This is a genomic window from Streptomyces sp. NPDC033966 (assembly GCF_055575955.1).
On sequence record NZ_JBVIRQ010000002.1, the window covers coordinates 137,780 to 156,841 of the forward strand.

The 19,062-nt window shown below is 76.1% G+C and carries 19 protein-coding genes; 13 read left to right on the forward strand and 6 right to left on the reverse strand.

Annotation, left to right across the window (positions count from 1 at the left end; all coding sequences use genetic code 11):
• Positions 1-342: 342 nt before the first annotated feature.
• Both ACZ518_RS06205 and ACZ518_RS06210 read right to left on the reverse strand, forming a co-directional pair.
• Positions 343-1,335 (reverse strand): alpha/beta hydrolase family protein, encoded by a 993-nt coding sequence (locus ACZ518_RS06205; protein ID WP_469111820.1) that lies wholly within the window; start codon positions 1,333-1,335, stop codon positions 343-345.
• A complete protein-coding gene (locus tag ACZ518_RS06210; protein ID WP_469111821.1) occupies positions 1,332-2,255 on the reverse strand; it encodes a zinc-binding dehydrogenase in 924 nt (307 codons plus the stop codon). Before ACZ518_RS06210 ends, ACZ518_RS06205 begins: the two co-directional genes overlap by 4 nt.
• An 89-nt stretch (positions 2,256-2,344) precedes the next feature.
• On the opposite strand from ACZ518_RS06210, the gene ACZ518_RS06215 reads away from it, so the two are divergent.
• The 4 genes from ACZ518_RS06215 (at position 2,345) to ACZ518_RS06230 (ending at position 6,031) form a co-directional block, all read left to right on the forward strand.
• The gene (locus ACZ518_RS06215) at positions 2,345-3,274 is read left to right on the forward strand and encodes a LysR family transcriptional regulator (RefSeq protein WP_469111822.1); all 930 of its coding nucleotides are present in this window, start codon (positions 2,345-2,347) and stop codon (positions 3,272-3,274) included.
• 356 nt (positions 3,275-3,630) lie between these two features.
• Positions 3,631-4,308 carry a TetR/AcrR family transcriptional regulator gene (locus tag ACZ518_RS06220; protein ID WP_469111823.1) on the forward strand — a complete coding sequence of 226 codons (678 nt, stop codon included), beginning with the start codon at positions 3,631-3,633 and terminating at the stop codon, positions 4,306-4,308.
• Positions 4,309-4,417: 109 nt separating this feature from the next.
• Positions 4,418-5,455, forward strand: coding sequence for a PP2C family protein-serine/threonine phosphatase (locus tag ACZ518_RS06225; RefSeq protein ID WP_469111824.1), 1,038 nt, complete (start codon positions 4,418-4,420; stop codon positions 5,453-5,455).
• Positions 5,456-5,476: 21 nt separating this feature from the next.
• Complete coding sequence (locus tag ACZ518_RS06230; protein WP_469111825.1) at positions 5,477-6,031, forward strand: hypothetical protein; 555 nt, start codon at positions 5,477-5,479, stop codon at positions 6,029-6,031.
• On the opposite strand, the gene ACZ518_RS06235 is transcribed toward ACZ518_RS06230, so the two are convergent.
• Complete coding sequence (locus ACZ518_RS06235) at positions 5,983-6,915, reverse strand: GNAT family N-acetyltransferase (protein WP_469111826.1); 933 nt, start codon at positions 6,913-6,915, stop codon at positions 5,983-5,985. The genes ACZ518_RS06230 and ACZ518_RS06235 overlap by 49 nt on opposite strands.
• 121 nt (positions 6,916-7,036) lie before the next feature.
• Here ACZ518_RS06235 and ACZ518_RS06240 point away from each other — a divergent pair, with 121 nt between their 5' ends.
• On the forward strand, positions 7,037-7,747 hold the full coding sequence (locus ACZ518_RS06240; protein ID WP_469111827.1) for a DUF4232 domain-containing protein: 711 nt from the start codon (positions 7,037-7,039) through the stop codon (positions 7,745-7,747).
• 8 nt (positions 7,748-7,755) lie between these two features.
• Here ACZ518_RS06240 and ACZ518_RS06245 read toward each other — a convergent pair whose 3' ends face one another.
• Entirely contained in the window at positions 7,756-8,283 is a 528-nt protein-coding gene (locus tag ACZ518_RS06245; RefSeq protein ID WP_469111828.1) for a DoxX family protein, read from the reverse strand.
• 206 nt (positions 8,284-8,489) lie between these two features.
• Here ACZ518_RS06245 and ACZ518_RS06250 point away from each other — a divergent pair, with 206 nt between their 5' ends.
• Positions 8,490-8,633: a hypothetical protein gene (locus ACZ518_RS06250; RefSeq protein ID WP_469111829.1), complete on the forward strand. Its 144-nt coding sequence runs from the start codon at positions 8,490-8,492 to the stop codon at positions 8,631-8,633.
• A gap of 10 nt (positions 8,634-8,643) precedes the next feature.
• Here the strand turns inward: ACZ518_RS06250 and ACZ518_RS06255 are convergent, their stop codons facing one another.
• Positions 8,644-9,069 (reverse strand): subtilase-type protease inhibitor, encoded by a 426-nt coding sequence (locus tag ACZ518_RS06255; RefSeq protein WP_469111830.1) that lies wholly within the window; start codon positions 9,067-9,069, stop codon positions 8,644-8,646.
• Positions 9,070-9,429: 360 nt separating this feature from the next.
• Here ACZ518_RS06255 and lanKC point away from each other — a divergent pair, with 360 nt between their 5' ends.
• The 4 genes from lanKC (at position 9,430) to ACZ518_RS06275 (ending at position 15,879) form a co-directional block, all read left to right on the forward strand.
• On the forward strand, positions 9,430-12,069 hold the full coding sequence (lanKC, locus tag ACZ518_RS06260; RefSeq protein WP_469111831.1) for a class III lanthionine synthetase LanKC: 2,640 nt from the start codon (positions 9,430-9,432) through the stop codon (positions 12,067-12,069).
• Positions 12,066-12,206 carry a SapB/AmfS family lanthipeptide gene (locus ACZ518_RS06265; protein WP_385770357.1) on the forward strand — a complete coding sequence of 47 codons (141 nt, stop codon included), beginning with the start codon at positions 12,066-12,068 and terminating at the stop codon, positions 12,204-12,206. Before lanKC ends, ACZ518_RS06265 begins: the two co-directional genes overlap by 4 nt.
• Positions 12,207-12,304: 98 nt before the next feature.
• Positions 12,305-14,059: an ABC transporter ATP-binding protein gene (locus tag ACZ518_RS06270; RefSeq protein WP_469111832.1), complete on the forward strand. Its 1,755-nt coding sequence runs from the start codon at positions 12,305-12,307 to the stop codon at positions 14,057-14,059.
• A complete protein-coding gene (locus tag ACZ518_RS06275; RefSeq protein WP_469111833.1) occupies positions 14,056-15,879 on the forward strand; it encodes an ATP-binding cassette domain-containing protein in 1,824 nt (607 codons plus the stop codon). Before ACZ518_RS06270 ends, ACZ518_RS06275 begins: the two co-directional genes overlap by 4 nt.
• An 11-nt stretch (positions 15,880-15,890) precedes the next feature.
• On the opposite strand, the gene ACZ518_RS06280 is transcribed toward ACZ518_RS06275, so the two are convergent.
• On the reverse strand, positions 15,891-16,499 hold the full coding sequence (locus tag ACZ518_RS06280; protein ID WP_469111834.1) for a response regulator transcription factor: 609 nt from the start codon (positions 16,497-16,499) through the stop codon (positions 15,891-15,893).
• A gap of 489 nt (positions 16,500-16,988) precedes the next feature.
• Here ACZ518_RS06280 and ACZ518_RS06285 point away from each other — a divergent pair, with 489 nt between their 5' ends.
• The 3 genes from ACZ518_RS06285 (at position 16,989) to ACZ518_RS06295 (ending at position 18,979) form a co-directional block, all read left to right on the forward strand.
• The gene (locus ACZ518_RS06285) at positions 16,989-17,510 is read left to right on the forward strand and encodes a MarR family winged helix-turn-helix transcriptional regulator (protein WP_469111835.1); all 522 of its coding nucleotides are present in this window, start codon (positions 16,989-16,991) and stop codon (positions 17,508-17,510) included.
• A 135-nt stretch (positions 17,511-17,645) separates the two neighbouring features.
• Positions 17,646-18,116, forward strand: a complete 471-nt coding sequence (locus tag ACZ518_RS06290; RefSeq protein WP_469111836.1) for a hypothetical protein — start codon at positions 17,646-17,648, stop codon at positions 18,114-18,116.
• Positions 18,113-18,979, forward strand: a complete 867-nt coding sequence (locus ACZ518_RS06295) for an NmrA family NAD(P)-binding protein (RefSeq protein ID WP_469111837.1) — start codon at positions 18,113-18,115, stop codon at positions 18,977-18,979. Before ACZ518_RS06290 ends, ACZ518_RS06295 begins: the two co-directional genes overlap by 4 nt.
• The last annotated feature ends 83 nt before the right edge of the window (positions 18,980-19,062 follow it).

The following is a 19,062-nucleotide window of genomic DNA, read 5'->3' on the forward strand; positions in this document are numbered from 1 at the left end:
CCGTCCCCCGCACGGGCCGACCGGCGGGCCTGCGCATCCGGCCGGCCGGAGGATGCGTGCGGGGACACGCGACGGGAGCCGACCGGGATGCCGGACACCGCCGGTCGGTCGTACAGGGGGCGCGCCGCCCTGGCAGGCGCGCTGCTCCTCGCCGGGGGCGCCTTCGCCGGGTGCGGCGGCGAGGACGGGGCGCCGCGCGGGGCCCGTCGCCGGCCGTCGCGACAGGCACAGGGGACGAGGAACAGCGGAAGGCACGGGCGCGGTTGATCGCGGGGACGAAGGCCTTCGAGGAACGGTTCGACGAGCTCCGCACCGGCCAATGCCCCCGCCCGGCCGGGCGGTTCAGGTCCCGGGCGTGGTCAGGGTGCGCGCGACGTGGTCGGCGAGGTGCGGGAGCCAGTCGGTGCGGGCGTTGCCGAGGAGGTGGTCGCCGTGCGGGACGGAGAGGTAGGTGCCGTGCGGTGCGAGGCGGGCCAGGGGCTCGCCGTTCACGACCCCGGGGATGACGTCCGCCTCTCCGTCCACGACCAGCAGGGGGGCCGTGATCCGCGGTGCCAGGGCGGCCAGGTCCACGTGGCGTACGAAGGCGCGGGCGGCGTCGGCACCCCCGGTACGGCGGGCCATGATGTCCCGTACCGGCGGGGGCAGTTCCGCCCAGTCGAGGCGGAAGGGCCCGCTGACGGTGGCGACCGCCGCCACCCGTGGCTCCAGGGCCGCAGCGCGGGCGGCGAAGTAGCCGCCCAGGCTGAGTCCGACGAGGCCGACCCGTGTGGCGCCGAGCGCGTCGATGACGCGGCTGACGACCCGTTCGTACTCCGGCCGGAGGGTCGTCGCGTCCGCGAGGACGCCCTGTCCCGGGCCGTCCATCGCGAACACGGCCAGGCCCCTGGCCAGCAGCGCGGACGCCAGGTCGAGGAACTCCTCCTTGGCCGAGTCCAGTCCGGGGACGACGACCACGGTGGCGGGCGCGTCGCCCGGGCCGCGCAGCCAGCCGGTGAAGCCGTCGCCGCTCACCCGTCGCGCGCCCGGCTCCAGCAGGCTCAGGGCCCGGCCGAGGGCTTCGTCCGCTTCGGCGGCGGCACGGCCCGCCTGCGCGTGGGGCGCGAGCGTGGCCAGGTGGAACCACCGGGCCGCCATCAGCAGGTGCTCGCCCGCGGAGACGGACGAGGCGGCCCGGTCGGCGCGCGTGAGGTGGGTGTGCGCGGTGCGGACGAGGGCCGGGGCCCAGTCGTCGAGGGACGTGAACGCGTCGGTGACGCGCCGGTACTCGTGGGGGTCGACTCCCGCGCCGGTGGCGCGGGTCCACTGGGCGGCGGCGAACTCGTGGGCGTTCATCGTGCGGTTCCTCCGGTCAGCAGGACGGCTTTGCCACGGATGCGGCGTTCTCGCAGGTCGACCAGCGTGTCGGCGGTCCGCGTCCAGTCGGCGGTCCGGCCGGTCTCGGGGTGCAGCCGGCCCCGTTCCACCAGGCGCACCAGGGTCGCGAGATCGGGGCCGTAGGGGGCGCCCGCGTAGTGGAAGTGCCGGATCGTGACGCGCTCGGGTCCGTTCAGCAGGTCGAAGAAGTCGAGGGTGACCGGAGTGCGGCTGGCCTGGCCGAACCAGACGAGGGTGCCGCCGGGGCGCACCTTGGCCAGTGCGGCCGGCAGGGTGGTGCCGCCGGTGGACTCCAGTACGACATCGAACGGGCCTTCGGCCTCGGTGACGTCGTGCACCACCCGTGCACCCAGTGCGGTGAGCCGCTCGCCACGGTGCGGCGTGGCCGTCACGGCGGTCAGCTCCGCTCCGGCCCCCACGGCCAGCTCGGTGACGTAGTGGCCCACGCCGCCCGAGGCGCCGGTCAGCAGGACCCGCCGCCCGGCCAGGGAACCCGTCGTGCGCAGCAGGCGCAGGGCGGTGATCCCGGCGAGCGGCAGGGCCGCCGCCCGTGCGCTGTCGACGGTGTCCGGGAGCACCGCGAGGGAGTGGGTGGGCACGGCCGCGTACTCGGCCCAGCCGCCCTGGGCCGGATGCCCGACCACGCGGGTGCCGATGCCGGGGCCGGAGCCGTCGGCCGCGGCCTGGACGACCAGGCCCGCGATGTCCTTGCCGGGCAGCCAGCCGGGCGCGGGGTGTTCGAGGAGGAAGGTCTCGCCGCGGTTCGGTGCGAAGGCGTCGACCTTGACGAGTGCCTCGTCCGGCTCCGGGACGGGCTGGGGGGCCTCGGCGAAGGCGACCGGCCGCGTCGCGTCCCCGGTGGGAATCAGTCTCTGCATGCCGAGGATGCAACACCGGTGACCGCCCGCTGATCCAACAACCGGCGCGCGAGGCCGACAACCGATGGTTGTCGCCTATGGTGAGGGCCATGGATCTTGATGTGGCGCAGGTACGTGCCTTCGTGTGCGCCGCAGAGGAACTGCACTTCGGGCGGGCGGCCGGGATGCTCGCCATCTCCCAGCAGGCGCTGTCCAAACGGATCGCGCGGCTGGAATCCCTGCTCGGCACCCGGCTGTTCGAGCGCGGCGGCACCGGTGTCCGCCTGACCGGTGCCGGGCTGCGTTTCCTCGCACCGGCCCGGCACACCGTGGCCGCCGCCGACGCCGCGGTCGCGGCGGCCGCCGGGACCGGCCGGCCGCTGCGCGTGGACGTCTGGGGGCACCTGTACGCGCCGATGCGGACGCTGGCCCGGGTCGCCCCGGAGGCCGGGGCGCTGGTGCCGGGGCACGGCCGCGATATGCCCTCGGTCGCGGCGGCACTGCTGGACGGGGACATCGACGCGGCCTTCGGCCGGGTCCACCCTCCGCTGCCCGGCGGCCTGGCGCACCGGCTCATCCGCCTCGAACCCGTGGACGCCGTACTGAGCACCGCCCATCCGCTCGCGTCCGCGGCGGCGCTGCGGCCCGGGCAGCTGCGCGGCAGCGTGCTGTGGGCCCCCGGCACGCTGGACCGCCTCGATTTCCTCCACCAGTTCGCCGAGCGGTTCGGCATTCCGGACCGGGCCACGGGCATCAACCTCGGGCTCGGCCACTTCCTCGCGGAGGTGGCCGGGGACCCGCGGCGGTTCTCGCTCGTGCCGGCCGACGTCCCGCTCCCGGACGTCCCCGGCCTGTGCTCGGTCCCGCTGGTCGACCCCACGCCGCTGTACGCCTGGTCGCTGCTGTGGCGGACGGGCAACGGGCACCCGGGGCTCGGCCGCCTGACCGCGGCCTGTGCCGCCGAAGCGGGGCGCAGCCGTTGGCTGGAGTACGACCCGGCGCGCGACTGGATGCCCGAACCGCCGGCGGGCGGCCCCTAGGGGAACGGCTGCCGCCGGCCGTGCGTACATGTGGAGGCCCGCCCCTTCTGAGGCCGCGCCCGGTGGCGGGCGTCACGGCCGGCGGCGAGACGCGCCGGGCCGGGGGGCGTGGGGGGCCGCTGCCGCGGCGGGTGACGCGGTGGTGCCGAGGAGGGCGAGGGCCAACGGGAGGGCTGACAGGGCCGCGCGGGTTCCGGACATGACGTTCTCCTTCGGCGTGCGGTGATGCGCACGGCGAGCGGAAGAGGATCCCATGTTCGCTAGAGGGTATAACTCACGTGAGGGGGAATAGGCTGCGTGATACCCACTAACCAGCCGAGCGGACGGCACGGCGGGGACGGGAAAGGCGGCCGGCCATGGCGGGAACGAGCACGACGACCCCGCGGGAGCGCTACCGGGCCCAGGTCCGCGCGGAGATCAAGGAGCGCGCCTGGGAGCAGATCGCCACGGCGGGGGCTTCCGCGCTCTCCCTCAACGCGATCGCCAAGCGGATGGGCGTGAGCGGACCGGCCCTCTACCGCTACTTCGGCGGTCGGGACGATCTGATCACCGAACTCGTGCGCGACGCCCACCGGAGCCTCGCCGACACCCTCCGGGCGGCCGCCGCGGCCGGTGCCGACCTGGGCGGACTGGCACACGCCCTGCGCGAGTGGGCCCTGGCGGACCCCCAGCGGTACTTCCTGCTCTACGGCACGCCCGTCCCCGGCTACCACGCGCCCGAGGACACCACCGCCATCTCCGCCGAGATCATGGCCACCCTGCTCGACGCCTGCGCGGCACCCGCTCCGGCCACAGACCCGGGCACACCCCCGGACACACCCCCGGCCCCGTTCACCGCCCACCTGGCGGAGCACCGCGACCGGGCCGGCGGCCATCCCGCCCCGCCCGAGGTCCTCCACCGTTTCCTGGCCTTCTGGACCCGCCTGCACGGCGTGCTGTCCTTGGAGCTCGCCGGTCACTTCGCCCCGATGGGCGTCGACCCCGCCCTGCTGTACGCCGCCGAACTCGACGCACTCACGAGCCCCGGGGACTGACGATCCCGGGCCGCACGGAGCGCTATGCCCCCATTACGTAGATATCCTGTGAACTGTGATCGAGTCCGGACGGCCGCGGCTGCGTCGGCGCCCCGGCCCGGGAAGGCTTGTGCGGCTGTCGCCGGTCATCCTGACCGTCGTCATCGCCAGCCTGGCGTACACCACTCCCCCGGAGATGGCCTTCAGCCGCCTCCTGCCCGCCGCCCCGGCCCTGGCCGCCGCCATGTGGCCGGTGCTCCCCACCGTCCTGCTCGGTACGGTCTGCCTGATCCTGATGATCGGCCTCAGCCTCGTCTTCCCCGATCTGGGGACGTGGTGGACGGCCGCGGGGATCATCGCGGTCACCGTCGCCGCCGCGTACGGAAGCCACCTGCGGCTCCAGCGCGAGCGCACCCTCTTCCAGGTGAGGCTCGTCGCCGACGCGGCGCAGCAGGTGGTGCTGAGCCCCATGCCCCGCCGCTTCGGCGACGTCGCGATCGAGTCGCTGTACCTGGCGGCCGCGGCGGAGGCGCGCATCGGCGGGGACTTCTACGAGGTGGCCGACACGCCGTACGGGGTACGGCTGCTCATCGGTGACGTGCGGGGCAAGGGGCTGCCCGCGGTGGGGGCGGCCGCGGCGATCGTCAACGCCTTCCGGGAGGCGGCCTACGACGAGACCGACATGGTCGCCGTCGCACGCCGGATGGACGCCAGCAGCACCCGCTACAACGCGGCCTTCCCCGCCGACGGAGCGACGGAGCGCTTCGCCACCGCCCTGCTCGTGGAGATCCCGCACGGGGGCAGGCACATCGACATCCTCAACTGCGGACACCCCCCGCCGCTTCTCCTGAACCGCGGGGAGCTCCGTGTCCTCGACCCCGCCACCCCCTCACCGCTGCTCAGTCTGGCGGAGCTGATCGGCGATCACTACAGCGTCGACAGCTTCGAGTTCGCCCCCGGCGACCTGCTGCTCCTCTACACCGACGGGATCGCCGAGGCCCGCGCCCGCGACGGCGAGTTCTTCCCGCTGACGGCCTGGATGCGCCGGCAGCCCCCGACCCCGCCCCGCGAACTGCTCGCGGCGCTCCACCGCGACCTCCTCCACTACAGCAGGGGCCGGCTCGACGACGACGTGGCCGCCCTCGCCGTCCGCCTGTCTGAACCCTGAGGGCACGGCTACCCTGCGGACATGGTGTCCTCCTCCCGCCCCGGCCGTACGCGCCGCCTCGTCATGCCGGCGGTGGCCGCCGCCGCGGCCGCCACGGTGGCCGGCGTGTGGCTGTACCAGGACCGGGCGCGTCAGGGCGACTTCACCTCGGACCCGCGTCCCTGCTCGCTCGTGTCGGCGCAGACGGCCAGGCTGGTGGCGGGGCCGGCGGAAGGGGTGGAGGCCGGTTCGGCCTGCACCTGGGCGGGCCCCGGCCGTGACCCGCAGCCGGTCCTGGAGGTGCGGGTGACCCGGCTGGGGACACCGCAGGCTCGGGAGAGCTTCCGGCGCGTCAAGGAGGAGTCGGAGGGCAAGACGGGTCCGATGACGGCGGAACTGTCGGACTTCGGCGACGAGGCGTTCTCCCGCATCCGGTATCCCGGTGGGCGCCGGGTGACGAGCGAGGTCTACTTCCGCCAGGGCAACGTGGTGGTCGCGGTCCGGTACGCACCGCTCGACGGCGACATCGACGCGAACCACGCGGGCGCCTACGAGGTGGCCACGGAGGCGGCGGCCCGGCTCGGCAAGGGCAACTGACGGCCGGTCGGGGGCGGCGCGGGGAGGGCGTAGGAGTACAGGGTGTCGACCTGCCTGAACCCGGCCGACCGGTAGAGGGCGATGGCCGCGGTCCGGTCGTCCTCGCCGCCCCGGCCGGTGTTCGTCTCGACGTAGAGGAAGGCCTCGCGGGCGCCGTGGGCACTCAGGGCGTCCAGTGCCGAACCCAGCAGCGACCGGCCGACACCCCGACGGCGTGACGGCGGCCGGACGCCGATCCACCACAGCGCTCCGGTGCCCTCGACGGGCAGGCCGATCACGGCCTCGGCCTCGGCGGCGGCTTGGCCGTGCCGGACTTCGAGACGCCGTGCGTGGCTGTCGCCGGGCTCCGGGACGGTGCGTACGTGTGCGGCGCGGGGCAGGTCCGGCGCGGGCAGGTCGATCAGGAGGTACCACCACTGCGCCTCGCCGTGGAACCCGGCCCGTTCCAGGGCCGCGTGGGTGACCTCCCGGTGCGCCCGTGGCAGCGCCTCCACTCCCCGGGTGAGCGCGGTCGCCAGCTGGAAGGCCTCGACGGGGCGCGGGCCGAGCGCGGTGAGCGCCCCGCCGACGAGGGCGTCGGCGACCCGCGGGTCCTCCCGGCAGTGCAGCCACAGGATCAGGCCCGTGCCGTCCTTCGGCCGCAGGGCCCAGGAGGCGACGCCCACCACGGTGCCGTCGGCGCCGGCCGCCACGTGGGTGGCGGGCGGGTCGAGTTCCGCCCACCAGCCCCCGTCGACGGGCGACCGGCCCGCGAGCGCCTCGTGGAGCATCTCCGGCGTCGCCACCGGCTGTCCGGGGAGGCGGTCGGCGTTCACCAGGGACAGGACCGCATCGGCGTCGGCCGTGGCGTAGGGGCGCAGCGCGGGGTGTGTTGCGGAGGGCACGGTGACGACTGTGGCAAGCGTCACCGTGGTTGTCGAGCGGGTCGCCCCGCGGGGCGACCCGGGTCCGGAACCGAAGCCCGTTACGGTTCCCGAACATACGCACCACACGGGGAGTTCCATCATGCGCATCCACCGAAGCCGTTCCGCGGCCCTGGCCACCCTTGCCGGGATCGTCCTGGGTCTGACCGGCTGTGAGGGCGGCGGCGCCGCGAGCGGGGCGGACAAGGCCCCCGCGACGAGCCCGAGCGCGAGTACGGCGGCCTCCGAGGCCGCTCCGACGCCTACGCCTACGCCGTCGCCGTCCCGCACCGAGACGCCGGCGGCCACGCCGAGCCCTGCCGGGGCGGGCCCGGACGGCAAGGGCACGGGCGGCAGCGGCGGGCCGGGCACCGAAGACAGCTACGCCTACACCCACCCGTGCTCCGCACGGAACATCACCGTCAAGGTGGCCTCGCCGGAGGGCTTCCCCGCCACGGTCCGCGTCATCACGGTGACCAACAACGGCTCCACCACGTGCGGGCTCGCCTTCCACCCCGCCGTCGGCTTCAGTGCCAAGGGCGCCGCCCTCGGCATCCAGGCGACGCCTCCCGACGGCCTCGGCGGTGCTCCGGCCCACCCGGTCCGGCCGGGAGCCACCGCGTACGCGGCGGTGGACCTCAACCCGTCGGGCGGCGGCGGACCCGTCGCCGACGAGATCAACATCCTGGCGGACCCGGACCACATGCCGAACGCCGACGGTGTCCACTTCCCGCTGGCCACCCCCGGCACCGTCGCCCGCCCGAAGGTCGGCCTGTACCACTTCACCGCCCGCGACTCGTTCGAGACCCTCTAGGGGGCACGTCAGCCGGTGTTCTCCTCGGCTTCCTGCTGGCCCTGCGCCCGTTTGGCGACGACCGCGGCCGCCGCGACCGCGCTCGCGGTGAAGGCCAGCGCGAGCATCCACCGCTGGTCGAAGGTGTGGCCGGTGGCGTGGTCCAGGGAGTAGCGGCCCGCGCCGGCGAGGCCGATGGCGGCCGCGGTGAACCCGAGGAACGCCGGGTACTCGTATCCGCCGGCCTGCGCGAAGAAGCCGGCCGGGGCGTGGACGGACACCGCGCCCGCCATGGCACCCGCGGCCGCGGCGCCGGCGGCCGGGGTCGCGAGTCCCAGGACCAGCAGGGCCCCGCCCCCGGTCTCGCCGAGGCCGGCGGCCAGGGCGCTCTGCCGGCCGGGGGTGAAGCCCATGTGCTCCATCGCGGCGGCGGTCTTCTCCAGACCGCCGCCGCCGAACCAGCCGAACAGCTTCTGGGTGCCGTGTGCCATGAGCACGGCCCCGGTCCCGGCCCGGAGGGCGAGCAGCGCGAGGTCGCGTCGGTTGATGCAGCTCATCGAAGTCTCCCTGGGACGACGGGGCCGGATGCCGGGAACATCCGTATCCATTCCGGGCGACGACGCCCCGCGTAGGGGAACAGATCCGCCGATCGGGCGAACGGTCACGCAGTCCTTCGCGGCCCGCAGGGCCAGTGCGAAGGGTTCGGGGCGCTGGAGGTCGTAGCCCGGCCGGTGGTTCCGTCCCGCTGGAGGCCGACGTACTCATGGACGTGTGGCGGGACCTGGTCGCGACCCTGGTCCGCCGGTGGGTCGAGCACCCGGAGCAGACCCCGGACGCCGTGACCCGGCGTCGCGCCCGCCTCTTCGCGGCGGCCGCGGCCCTCGCCCCGGAGGGCGGCGGCCGTTGATCCCGCGGCGTCAGAAGGCGTAGAGCGGATTGCCGTTCAGGGTCGCCGCCATCTCGCAGGGGTTGGGGAAGGTGTGCTGCCACGCGATGCGGCTGCCGCGCCAGACCCCGTCCGCCGTGACCGTGACGGGGGCGTACTGCCGGGGGCAGGGGCGGTCCGGGGCGGGGGCGGCCAGCAGGCGGTCGAGCTTGCCGCCGGTGGCGTTGAGGGCGTCGCACGCGGCCCTGGGGTCGGGGTGCGTGCCCTCGGCGGTGTAGGCGCAGCTGAGGGTGACGGCCCGCAGGGCGGTGCCCGTGGCGGCGTCGCGGCCCTGGATGACGCTGAAGGCCATGGCGGACGGACCGTGCGGGGTCGCGGGCGCGGCCTCCGCCACGCCCGTGGCGCCGGCGAGGCAGAGGAGGGTGGCGGCGGAGACTGCTGCTAAGCGGTGACGCACGACAGGACTCGCTTTCGATTCAAAGGTTGAAACTGGCCCTATCTCTTCTGTCCAGCGGCCAGTTGGGGGTGACACTGCCAGATGCGAAGGGCCGCCGCATACGGAGGATCGATTTACGGACGAGCCGTTCGGATATCGGATCCCTGGTGGCGGCGGCCACCGGTGCGTCGCGGGGGCGCCCAGGGTGACCGGATCGGTACGGCGGCGGGTGGACGACGAGGTGGACGCCGGGGTGGGCGGGGGCCGTGCGAGGGCCAAGTGACCCGTGCGTACTGCACGTCGGGCTGGTGACAAACGCGACTGTCGCGGGCTCCTCGCCGCGTGCCACCTTTGCTCCCGTCACCGACCGAGGGAGCAGGAGTGAACAACGGGCACGCGGCCTTCTGCGACGCCGACCGATGGTTCTACGACGCCCCGTACCGGCGCGCCGGCGAGAGCTTCCCGGCGGCCGTCGCCCCCGTACCCGAAGGCTGGCGCTCGCACCGCAGCAGCGACTGGCTCGCCCTGCGGCCCGTCGGCCTCCGACTCCCCTCCCAGGGCTGGAAGATCCACGTGTCGGCCTGCCTCGACAACGCGGAGTCCGTGCTCGACCGGGTCCACGGCTACTGCGTGGAACGGCGGATCGCCTTCAAGTTCGTGCCCAGCCGGTACCTGCTGCACCTGCGCAACGCCAAGTACGCGGACCGCGCGGCGAGCGGCAAGTTCCTCACCGTCTACCCCGCGGACGCGGACGCCTGCCGGGACGTCGCCGAGGACCTGGACGCCCTGCTGGCGGGCGAGCCCGGCCCGTACATCCTCAGCGACCTGCGCTGGAACGACGGCCCGGTGCACCTGCGTTACGGCAGCTTCACGCTGCGGCACTGCTACGACGAACAGGGCGAGCTGGTCCCCGCCATCGAGGAGCCCGGCGGACGGCTGGTGCCGGAGGTGCGCGGTCCGGTGTTCCGGCCGCCCGCCTGGGTGGAGCTGCCCGGCTTCCTGCGGCCGCACCTGGAGCGGCGCTCCGCCGTCACCCTGGAGGGCATGCCCTACGCCGTGGAGCGGGCCCTGCACTTCTCCAACGGCGGCGGGGTGTACGCGGGCCGCGACACCCGCACGGGAGAGCCGGTCGTCCTCAAGGAAGCCCGCCCCTTCGCCGGGCTCGCCGCCGACGGGGCGGACGCCGTGGCCCGGCTGCACCGAGAACGCAGGGCGCTGGAGCGGCTGGCCGGACTGGACTGCGTACCCGCCGTCCGCGGCGCCTTCACCGTCGGGGACCACCACTTCCTGGCGCTCCAGTACCTCGACGGCAAACCCCTCAACACCTACTTCGCCCGCCGCCATCCGCTGATCGAGGCCGACCCCGGTCCCTCGGAGCTCGCCGCCTACACGGACTGGGCGCTGAAGATCCACGCACGGGTGACGGAGGCCGTCGACGCCGTCCACGCCCGCGGCGTCGTCTTCAACGACCTGCACCTGTTCAACATCATGGTCGCGGAGGACCCGGACACCGGCGAACCCTCCGTCGCCCTCCTCGACTTCGAGGCCGCCGCCCACGTCGGCGAAGGCCTGCGCCAGACGGTGGCGAACCCGGCCTTCGTCGCACCCCCCGGCCGGCGCGGCTTCGCCGTCGACCGGTACGCCCTGGCCTGCCTGCGCCTGGCCCTGTTCCTGCCGCTGACCAGCCTGCTGGTGATGGACCGGGGCAAGGCCGCGCACCTGGCGGACATCGCCGCCGCGCAGTTCCCCGTACCCCGCTCCTTCCTCGACGAGGCGGTACGGGAGATCCTCGCCGGTCCGGCGGACGGCTCTCCCGGCGGGCGGACACCCGCCCCCGCCCGGCCGTACCTGCCGGCCCGCCCCGAGGACTGGCCGGCCGCCCGCGCCTCCCTGACGGCGGCCCTGCGCGCCACCGCCACCCCGGACCGCGAGGACCGCCTCTTCCCCGGGGACCCGGCCCAGTTCGCCACCGCGGGCGGCGGTACGGCCTTCGGCCACGGGGCCGCCGGGGTCCTGTACGCACTCGCCGAGACGGGCGACGCGCCCTGGCCGGAGGCCGAGGAGTGGCTGCTCGCCCGGACCCGGGACCCCGCGTCCGGCACCCCGCTCGGCTTCTACGACGGCCTCGCCGGACTGGCCTGGACCCACCACCGGCTCGGTCACCACGACCGCGCGCTCGCCCTGGTGGAGCGCCTGCTCGACCAGCCGTGGCAGTCCGCCGGACCCGACCTGCACGGCGGCCTCGCCGGCATCGGCCTCGCCCTCGACTCCCTCGGCACGGCCACCGGCGACGGCGCCCTGCACAGCGCCGCCCTGCGCTGCGCGGACCTGGCCCACGCCGCCGCCCCCGGGCTCAAACGGACGGGGCTGCTCCACGGGCACAGCGGGATCGCCCTGCTGCACCTGCGCCTGTACGAGCGCACCGGGGACCCCGAACTGCTGCGGCGCGCCGGGCAGTTCCTGCACCGGGACCTGGACCACTGCGTGACCAGTGCCTTCGGCACCCTCCAGGTGGACGAGGGCTGGCGCACCATGCCCTATCTCGGCGCGGGCAGCGTCGGCATCGGCGTGGTCCTGGACGACTGGTCGCGGCACGCGGCGGACGACCGCTTCGAGAAGGCCCGCCCCGAGATCGTCCAGGCGGCCCAGGCCACCTTCTACGCCCAGCCCGGCCTCTTCCGCGGCGCCGCGGGCATGATCCTGCACCTGTCCCGGACCACCACCCCCGGCCCCGGCACCCGCCCCGGGGACATCGGCCGGCAGATCGAGGCGCTGGCGCGCCACGCGCTTCCGTACGAGGGACGACTCGCCTTCCCCGGCGAGCAGATGATGCGCCTGTCCATGGACCTGTCCACCGGCACCGCCGGGGCCCTCCTGGCCCTCGGCAGCGCCGCCACCGGCGGACGCGTGCACCTGCCGTTCCTCCCGCCGCCGCGCACCGCGGCGGCCCCAGAGCCGGTCCCCCACCGGGGGGCCGTGACCCATCGGAACACACCAGCGAAGGAAAGGAACCAGCCATGACCCTTCTCGACCTGCAGTCCATGGAGACCCCGAAGGAAGAGAACACCGAGGCCGCGCAGCTCGGCGGCGGGGGCGGCAGCCGCGCCAGCCTGCTCCTGTGCGGCGACAGCAGCCTGAGCATCACGACCTGTAACTGATCAGGTCCCTGCGGGCCCGGGCGGCACCTCGCCCGGGCCCGCACCTCATCCCGGGGCCGCCCGCGTCCCGGGCCCCGCGACACGAGGAGCCGCCGCCGATGACCCCGCCCGACGCCGCCGGTGAGGCGGCGGCCGCCGGTGCCGCCGACCGGGCGCTCAGGGCGGCCGCACGGCACAGCGCCGGCCGCACGGCGGCCGTGTCCGGCTGCTCGCTGGCCGCCGCGTGCGCGGCACTCGCCGAACCGGCCGTCCTCGGCCACACGCTCGACCTGCTCCTGCGCCGCGACCCCTCGGGCACCCCGTGGGCCCTGTGCTGCGCGGCGGTGATCGCCGCCGAGGTCCTGCTGGACGCCGCGACCGCACGGCTCACCGGCAGCGTCGACGCCCGCTCCACCGCCTGGCTGCGCCGGCGCGGCCTCACCGCGCTGCTGCGTACCGCACCGCACCACGCCGCCCGGCACTCCCCCGGCGAGACCTCGGCCCGGCTCACCGCGCACGCCGCGGGTGCCGGCACCGTTCCCGCGGCCGTCGCGACGGCCGTCACGGCCCTGCTGCCGCCGGCCGGGGGACTCGTCGCGCTGTTCCTCGTCGACGTCTGGACCGGCCTCGCCTTCCTGGCCGGGGTGCCCGTCCTCGCGCTGCTGCTGAGGACCTTCGCCCGCGCGTCGGGAGCCAGCGTGGGCCGCTACCAGCAGGTGCAGCTCGCCCTGGCCGGACGCCTCGCCGAGGCCCTCGCGGGCGCCCGCACCATCGCGGCGGCCGGCACCGCCGAAAGCGAGGCGGCGCGGATCCTCGCCCCGCTGCCCGAACTGGGCCGCGAGGGACGGAAGATGTGGCGGATCTACGGGGGGACCGCCGCCCGCACCGGCGCCCTGATGCCGCTCCTGCTCTACGTGGTCCTCGGCGTGGGCGGCATGCGCCTCGCGGCCGGGGCGCTAGGCGTCGGCGGGCTGCTCGCCGCCGTCCGCTACGCGGGGCTCGCGGCCGGCGCCGGGGCCGTCACAGGCCGGCTCGCGGCGGTGGTGCGCGGCCGCGCCGCGGCCCGCCGCACGGCCGCCCTGCTCTGTCTGCCCGAACTCCCCCAGGGGGCCCTGGAGTACGCCGCCGGCGGCCCCGGCACGCTGGAGCTGCGCGGGGTCCGCCTGGTGCGGGCCGGCAGCACCGTGCTGAGCGGGGTCGACCTGCGCCTCCCGGGCGGCACCACCACCGCGGTCGTGGGCCGCTCGGGGTCCGGCAAGAGCCTGCTGGCCGCCGCCGCCGGACGCCTCACCCCCTGCGACGGGGGCCGGGTACTGCTGGACGGCACCCCGCTGGAGGACCTCACCGCCGGGGCGCTGCGCCGTGAGGTCGGCCACGCCTTCGAGCGGCCGGCCCTGTTCGGCGCGACCGTCGGCGGGGCCATCGCCTTCGGAGCCCGGCCGGAGCCCGGGGCGGAGGCCGTGCGCTCCGCCGCGCGGGCCGCCGGGGCCGACCCGTTCGTGCTCCGCCTGCCCGAGGGCTACGGCACCCCGCTCGCCGACGCCCCGATGTCCGGCGGCGAACTGCAACGCCTCGGCCTGGCGCGGGCGTTCTGCGGTGCGGGACGGGTGCTCGTCCTCGACGACGCCACCTCCGGCCTGGACACCGTCACCGCCCGCGAGGTGGAGCGCGCCCTGGCCCACGACGTACGGGCCCGGACCCGCCTGGTGGTGACCCACCGCGCCTCCACGGCCGCCCGCGCCGACCTCGTCGTATGGCTGGAGGACGGCCGGATACGGGCCACCGGGACGCACGCCGGGCTGTGGCGGGACCCCGCCTACCGCTCGCTGTTCGGGGCCGGCGCGGACCCGGCCGGCCGCGGGGCGGAACGGTGAGCGAGTACGGCACCTGGCGTCGGGTCGGCGGCGAGGGACGCCGCTTCCTGCGCGGCCGCACCCGGACGCTGCGCGGCCTCGCCCTGTGGTCCCTGCTGGAATCGGCCCACACCTTCCTCGGCGGGTACGCGGTGGCCCGCGCCCTCGACGACGGCTTCCTCGCCGCCCGGACCGGCACCGGCCTCGCCTGGCTGGCCGCCGCCGGGGCCGGCGCCCTCCTCGGCGGGCTGGCCCTGCGGGGGGTCTTCGGCGGGCTCGCCGACCTCGTCGAGCCGCTGCGCGACGGCCTGGTGCGCCGGGCCGTGCGCCAGGCCCTGGAGCGCGCCGTCGCCGATCCCGCGCGGGCCGCGCACGACGGTTCCGTCTCCCGGCTGACCCAGCAGACCGAGATGGCCCGGGACTCGTTCGCCGGACTGGTGCTCGTCGCCCGGTCCTTCGTCTTCACGGCGGCGGGCGCGCTGGCCGGGATGGCGGCGCTGGCGCCGGTACTGCTCCTGTTCGTGCTGCCGCCGCTGCTCCTGGGCACGGCCGGGTTCCTGCTCACGCTGCGCCCGATGGCTCGGGTGCAGCGGCGGGCGCTCGACACCGACGAGGCCCTGGCCGCGCGGACCGGCGAGCTGGCGGCGGGCCTGCGCGACGTGGTCGCCTGCGGGGGCGGCGCGCAGGCGGGAGCCGGGCTGCGGCTGCTGATCGCCGAACAGGAGCGGCTGACGCGCCTGCTCGCCCGGTGGGCCGCCCTGCGCACCGTGGCGCTCGGCGTCGCGGGCCGGCTCCCGGTGGTCGCGCTGCTGCTGGGGGCGCCCTGGCTGCTCGGGCGCGGGCTGAGCGCGGGGGCCCTGGCCGCCGCGCTCACGTACCTGGTCCAGTCCCTGCTGCCGGCGCTGGACGCGCTCATGGGCGCCCTGGGCTCCGCGGGGACCAGGCTCGTGGTGGTCCTGGACCGCTTCTGCCTCCCGCGGCCGGGGGCGGTGGCGGGGGCGCGGGACCCGGCTGCGGAGCCGGCGCCCGCGCCGGTGCCGGGCGGCGGCGGGGGGCCGGGCGGCGGCGGGGGGCCGGGGGGTGCCGGCGAAGTCCTGCCTGCCGCGCGACGCCCGGCAGGCGCTCTCGCCGCCGAGCTGCGTCAGGTGCGCTTCGCGTACGGGGTCCACGCCCTGCCGGTGATCGACGGGCTCGACCTGGAGCTGCGCGAGGGGGAGCACCTCGCCGTCGTCGGGCCGAGCGGCATCGGCAAGTCCACGCTCACCGCCCTGCTGGCCGGGCTCCTCCCGCCCGGCCGGGGCACCGTACTGCTGGCCGGCGCCCCGGCCCGGCGCGGGCCCGCGCGGGGTCCCGATCCCCGGCGGACCCTGCTGCCGCAGCAGGCGTACGTGTTCACGGGCTCCGTCCGCGAGAACCTGACGCACCTGTGCCCCGGCCCGGTGTCCGGGGCACGGCTGGAACGGGCCGCGGCGGCCCTCGGGGCGGACGGCCTCGTGGAGCGGCTGGGCGGGCCCGACGCGCCGTTGGACCCCGCCGGGCTCTCGCAGGGCGAGCGGCAGCTGCTGGCCCTGGTGGCCGCCCACCTCTCACCCGCTCCGCTGCTGCTGCTCGACGAGGCCACGTGCCACCTCGATCCGGCGGCCGAGGAGCGGGCCGAGCGGGCGCTCGCCGACCGCCCCGGCACCCTGGTCGTCGTGGCCCACCGCATCTCCTCCGCGGCGCGGGCCGACCGGGTCCTCGTACTCGACGGGAGCCGTGCGGTCTGCGGCACGCACGCGGACCTGCCGGCCAGGTCGGCGCTGTACCGGGAGCTGGTGGGGGTCTGGAACGCCCGGGTGTGAACGGGCCGTTATCAGACCCAGCCGGCCCGCCGGGAGATCCGGATGGCGTCTATCCGGTTGCGGGCGCCGATCTTGCGGGTGGCGGCGGCCATGTAGTTGCGGACGGTGCCGCTGGCCAGGTGCAGGGCGTGCGCTATCTCCGCGATGGAGTCGCCCTCCGCGGCCCGGGCCAGCACGGTCAGTTCGCGCGGGCTGAGCGGCATGGGGTCGGCCTCCAGGAAGGCCGAGGCGAGCGAGGGGTCGACGAACCGCTCGCCGGCGGCGACCTTGCGGATGGCCCGCACGAGCCGGCCGGGCGTTCCGTCCTTGTCCACGTAGCCGCGCGCCGCGGCGCGCACTCCGCGCTGCAGGGAGCCCGGCGTCCCCGACGTGGCGAGCACCAGCAGCGGGGCGGGCGGCCCGTCGAGCGCGCGGGAAGTGCCCGCCCGGGCCTCCAGGGTGGCCGAAGCACCCGGACAGTCGAGGTCGACGACGGTCACGTCCGGCCGTAAGGACTCCGCCTCGCGTGCCGCGGACCGCCAGCCGGCGCACGTGACGTCGAACCCGCCCTCGGATCTCAGCAGGGCGGCGAGCGCCGACCTCACGATGCCGGCACTGTGCAGGACGAGGACCTTGGTCATCGGGGCTCTCCTCGGGTGCTGATCAACGGGCACCAAGCGGGTGCCCAGCAACCACCGGGTAGGAACGTCCGCGTGCGCGGCGGAGGAGGGCGCGTGGCCGAAGACCGGCGCCCGGGCGGGGGCCGCGCGGGCGGCCGCACCCCCGTCACGCTCCGCGGGTGCGGCCGCGGGGCGGGGGCGGGCGCGGCGGCGGACCGAAGCGGTAGGGCTGATTCCGGGCGCCTCGGGCGCGGTTCCGGGGCGGGACCGTGACCGCTCGGGCCCCTCCTGCTCCGGCAGGGCCGCCAAAGCCGCCGTCAGCCGGCGCGGCGCCGGGGAGGGCGGCGCCCCGGGAACCGCGAGCCGGGCGGTCGGGGCGGGGCCCGCGACAGCCCTTCGAGATCCCGGTCGGCGAACAGCAGCTCGGCGAACAGCACGGCTACGACGTCCACTTCGCCGGGGACGCGCCGTCACTTGACCGGCAATCTGATTAGGCACCATACTTTTCCCGTGATCCCGCATTCCGGCAGCGACCCCGTCGCACCCACCCTCGACCAGGCCCGCCGTCAGATCGCCCGCTACGGCCTCACGGCCGATCCGCAGGCGGTCCTGGTCGCGGCGCGGCTGATGGCGGCGGGCGCCCGGATCGGCCAGGCCGGCGAGGTGCACTTCGGCCGCTTCGGCCTCTCCACCGGCCGCTACCGACTGCTGGCCGACCTGGAGGACCACGGCGGCGAGAAGTCGCCCTCCCAGCTCGCGGCGAGCCTCGGCGTCTCCCGGGCGACGGTGACGGGCCTGGTGGACGGCCTGGAACGGGAGGGGCTGGTGGCCCGCCGGCCGTCCACCGAGGACGGACGCGGCAACGTGGTGATCCTCACCGCGCGCGGCGCCGACAAGCTGCGCGACCTGGCACCGGAGCACTTCAGCCGGATGCAGGGCCTGGTCGGCGGCCTCTCCCCCGAGGAGCGCGCCACCTTCCTCGACCTGCTGGCCCGAGTGGTCGCGGGCATCGACTCCCTCACCGGGGACTGACGCCGTCCCGGGCGGGCCGCCAGGAGGCGGCCCGCCTCCCCTTCGCCCATATAGTTAGCCACCTAATCATGCACATCCACATCCTTAGCCGCCTGATCATCTCTCCTGAGAGGACGACCCATGAGAGGACGACCCATGACGCGCAGGAAGGCTCCCGGCGTTCCCCCGCCGCCCGCCCTGTGGCCCGAGGTCCTGGCCGCCTACGCCATGCCCGCCCTGACAGCCGGGCTCGGCGGGGCCGTCACCCGGCAGCCGCTGCTGGTGGCCGCGGCACTCACCACCATCGGGGGCACCTCCGCCCTGGTCGCCGCCGTCCTCGGCGCGGCCCTGCGGCGCCGGCGCGTTCGCACCCGGCCCGTTCGCACCCGGCCCGCCCGGACCCCGCGCGCGCTCGCGGCCTGCGGCCTGGGTCTGGCCGGAGCGGCGCTCGGCCTGGCCGCCGGCCTCGCCGCCGCCCACTGGCTGCCGCAGGTACCGGCCCTCTCCGACAGCCCCTGGCCGCGCCGGCTTCCGGTCGATCTGCCGGTCTCCGCGGCGATCGCGGCCACCATCACCGCCTGGCGCGGGCTCCCCGCCGCACCCCGACCCGGAAGGAAGACGCCGTGATCGTCATCATGGGCGCCTCCGGCGCCACCGGCGGCGCCACCCTGCGCAGCCTCGCCGCCCTCGGCGTACCCAGCCGGGCCCTGAGCCGCGACCCCGCACGCCTGGCCGCCGGGCTCGACGGGCGCACCCTCGCCCGTACCGCGGTCCTCGCGGCCGACGCGGGCGCCCCGGGATCCCTGCGGGCGGCCTTCCGGGGCGCCCACGGCCTCCTCCTCACCATGGCCAACGGCCCGCACCAGGTCAGGTACGAGCTGAACGCCATCGAGGCGGCCGTGGACTGCGGCGTGCGGCACATCGTCAAGGTGTCCGCGCCCGCGGCCGAGCCCGACTCCCCCGTCGCCGTCTCCCGCGGCCACCACCTGGTCGAGGAGCGGCTGCGGTCCTGCGGCATCACCGCCACCGTCCTGCGGCCGTACGCCTTCATGCAGAAGCTGCTGCTCCTGGCACCGGGCATCGCCGGCGCCGGAGTGGTCCACGGCGCGATGGGCGCGGCGCGGTGCAACTACGTGGACGTCCGGGACATCGGGGACGCCGCGGCCACGGTCCTCACCCGCCCGGAGCCGGCCGGCGGCGCGTACCCGCTCACCGGCGGGCGGGCCTACAGCCACCCGGAACTCACCGCGCTGCTCGGCGAACTGCTCGGACGGCCGGTCCGCTACCTCGACCTCAGCCCGTCCGAGCTGCACGCCCACCTGGTCGGCCGGGCCGGGCTGCCGCCCTGGCTGGCCTCCCACGTGGTGGAGATCCAGCAGCTCGCGGTGGTCCGCGAGGAGTCCCCGGACGACGCCTTCCTCCGGCTCACCGGACGCGCCCCGCGCACCCTGGAGGCCTTCCTCCGCGAGAACCTGCACCGGTTCCGCTGACCGGGGGTCAGCAGGGCGGGCGGGCCGCACCCGTTCGCGCGACCGCTGATCCGTACGGGCTGTCCGGGCGCCCGTACGGATCA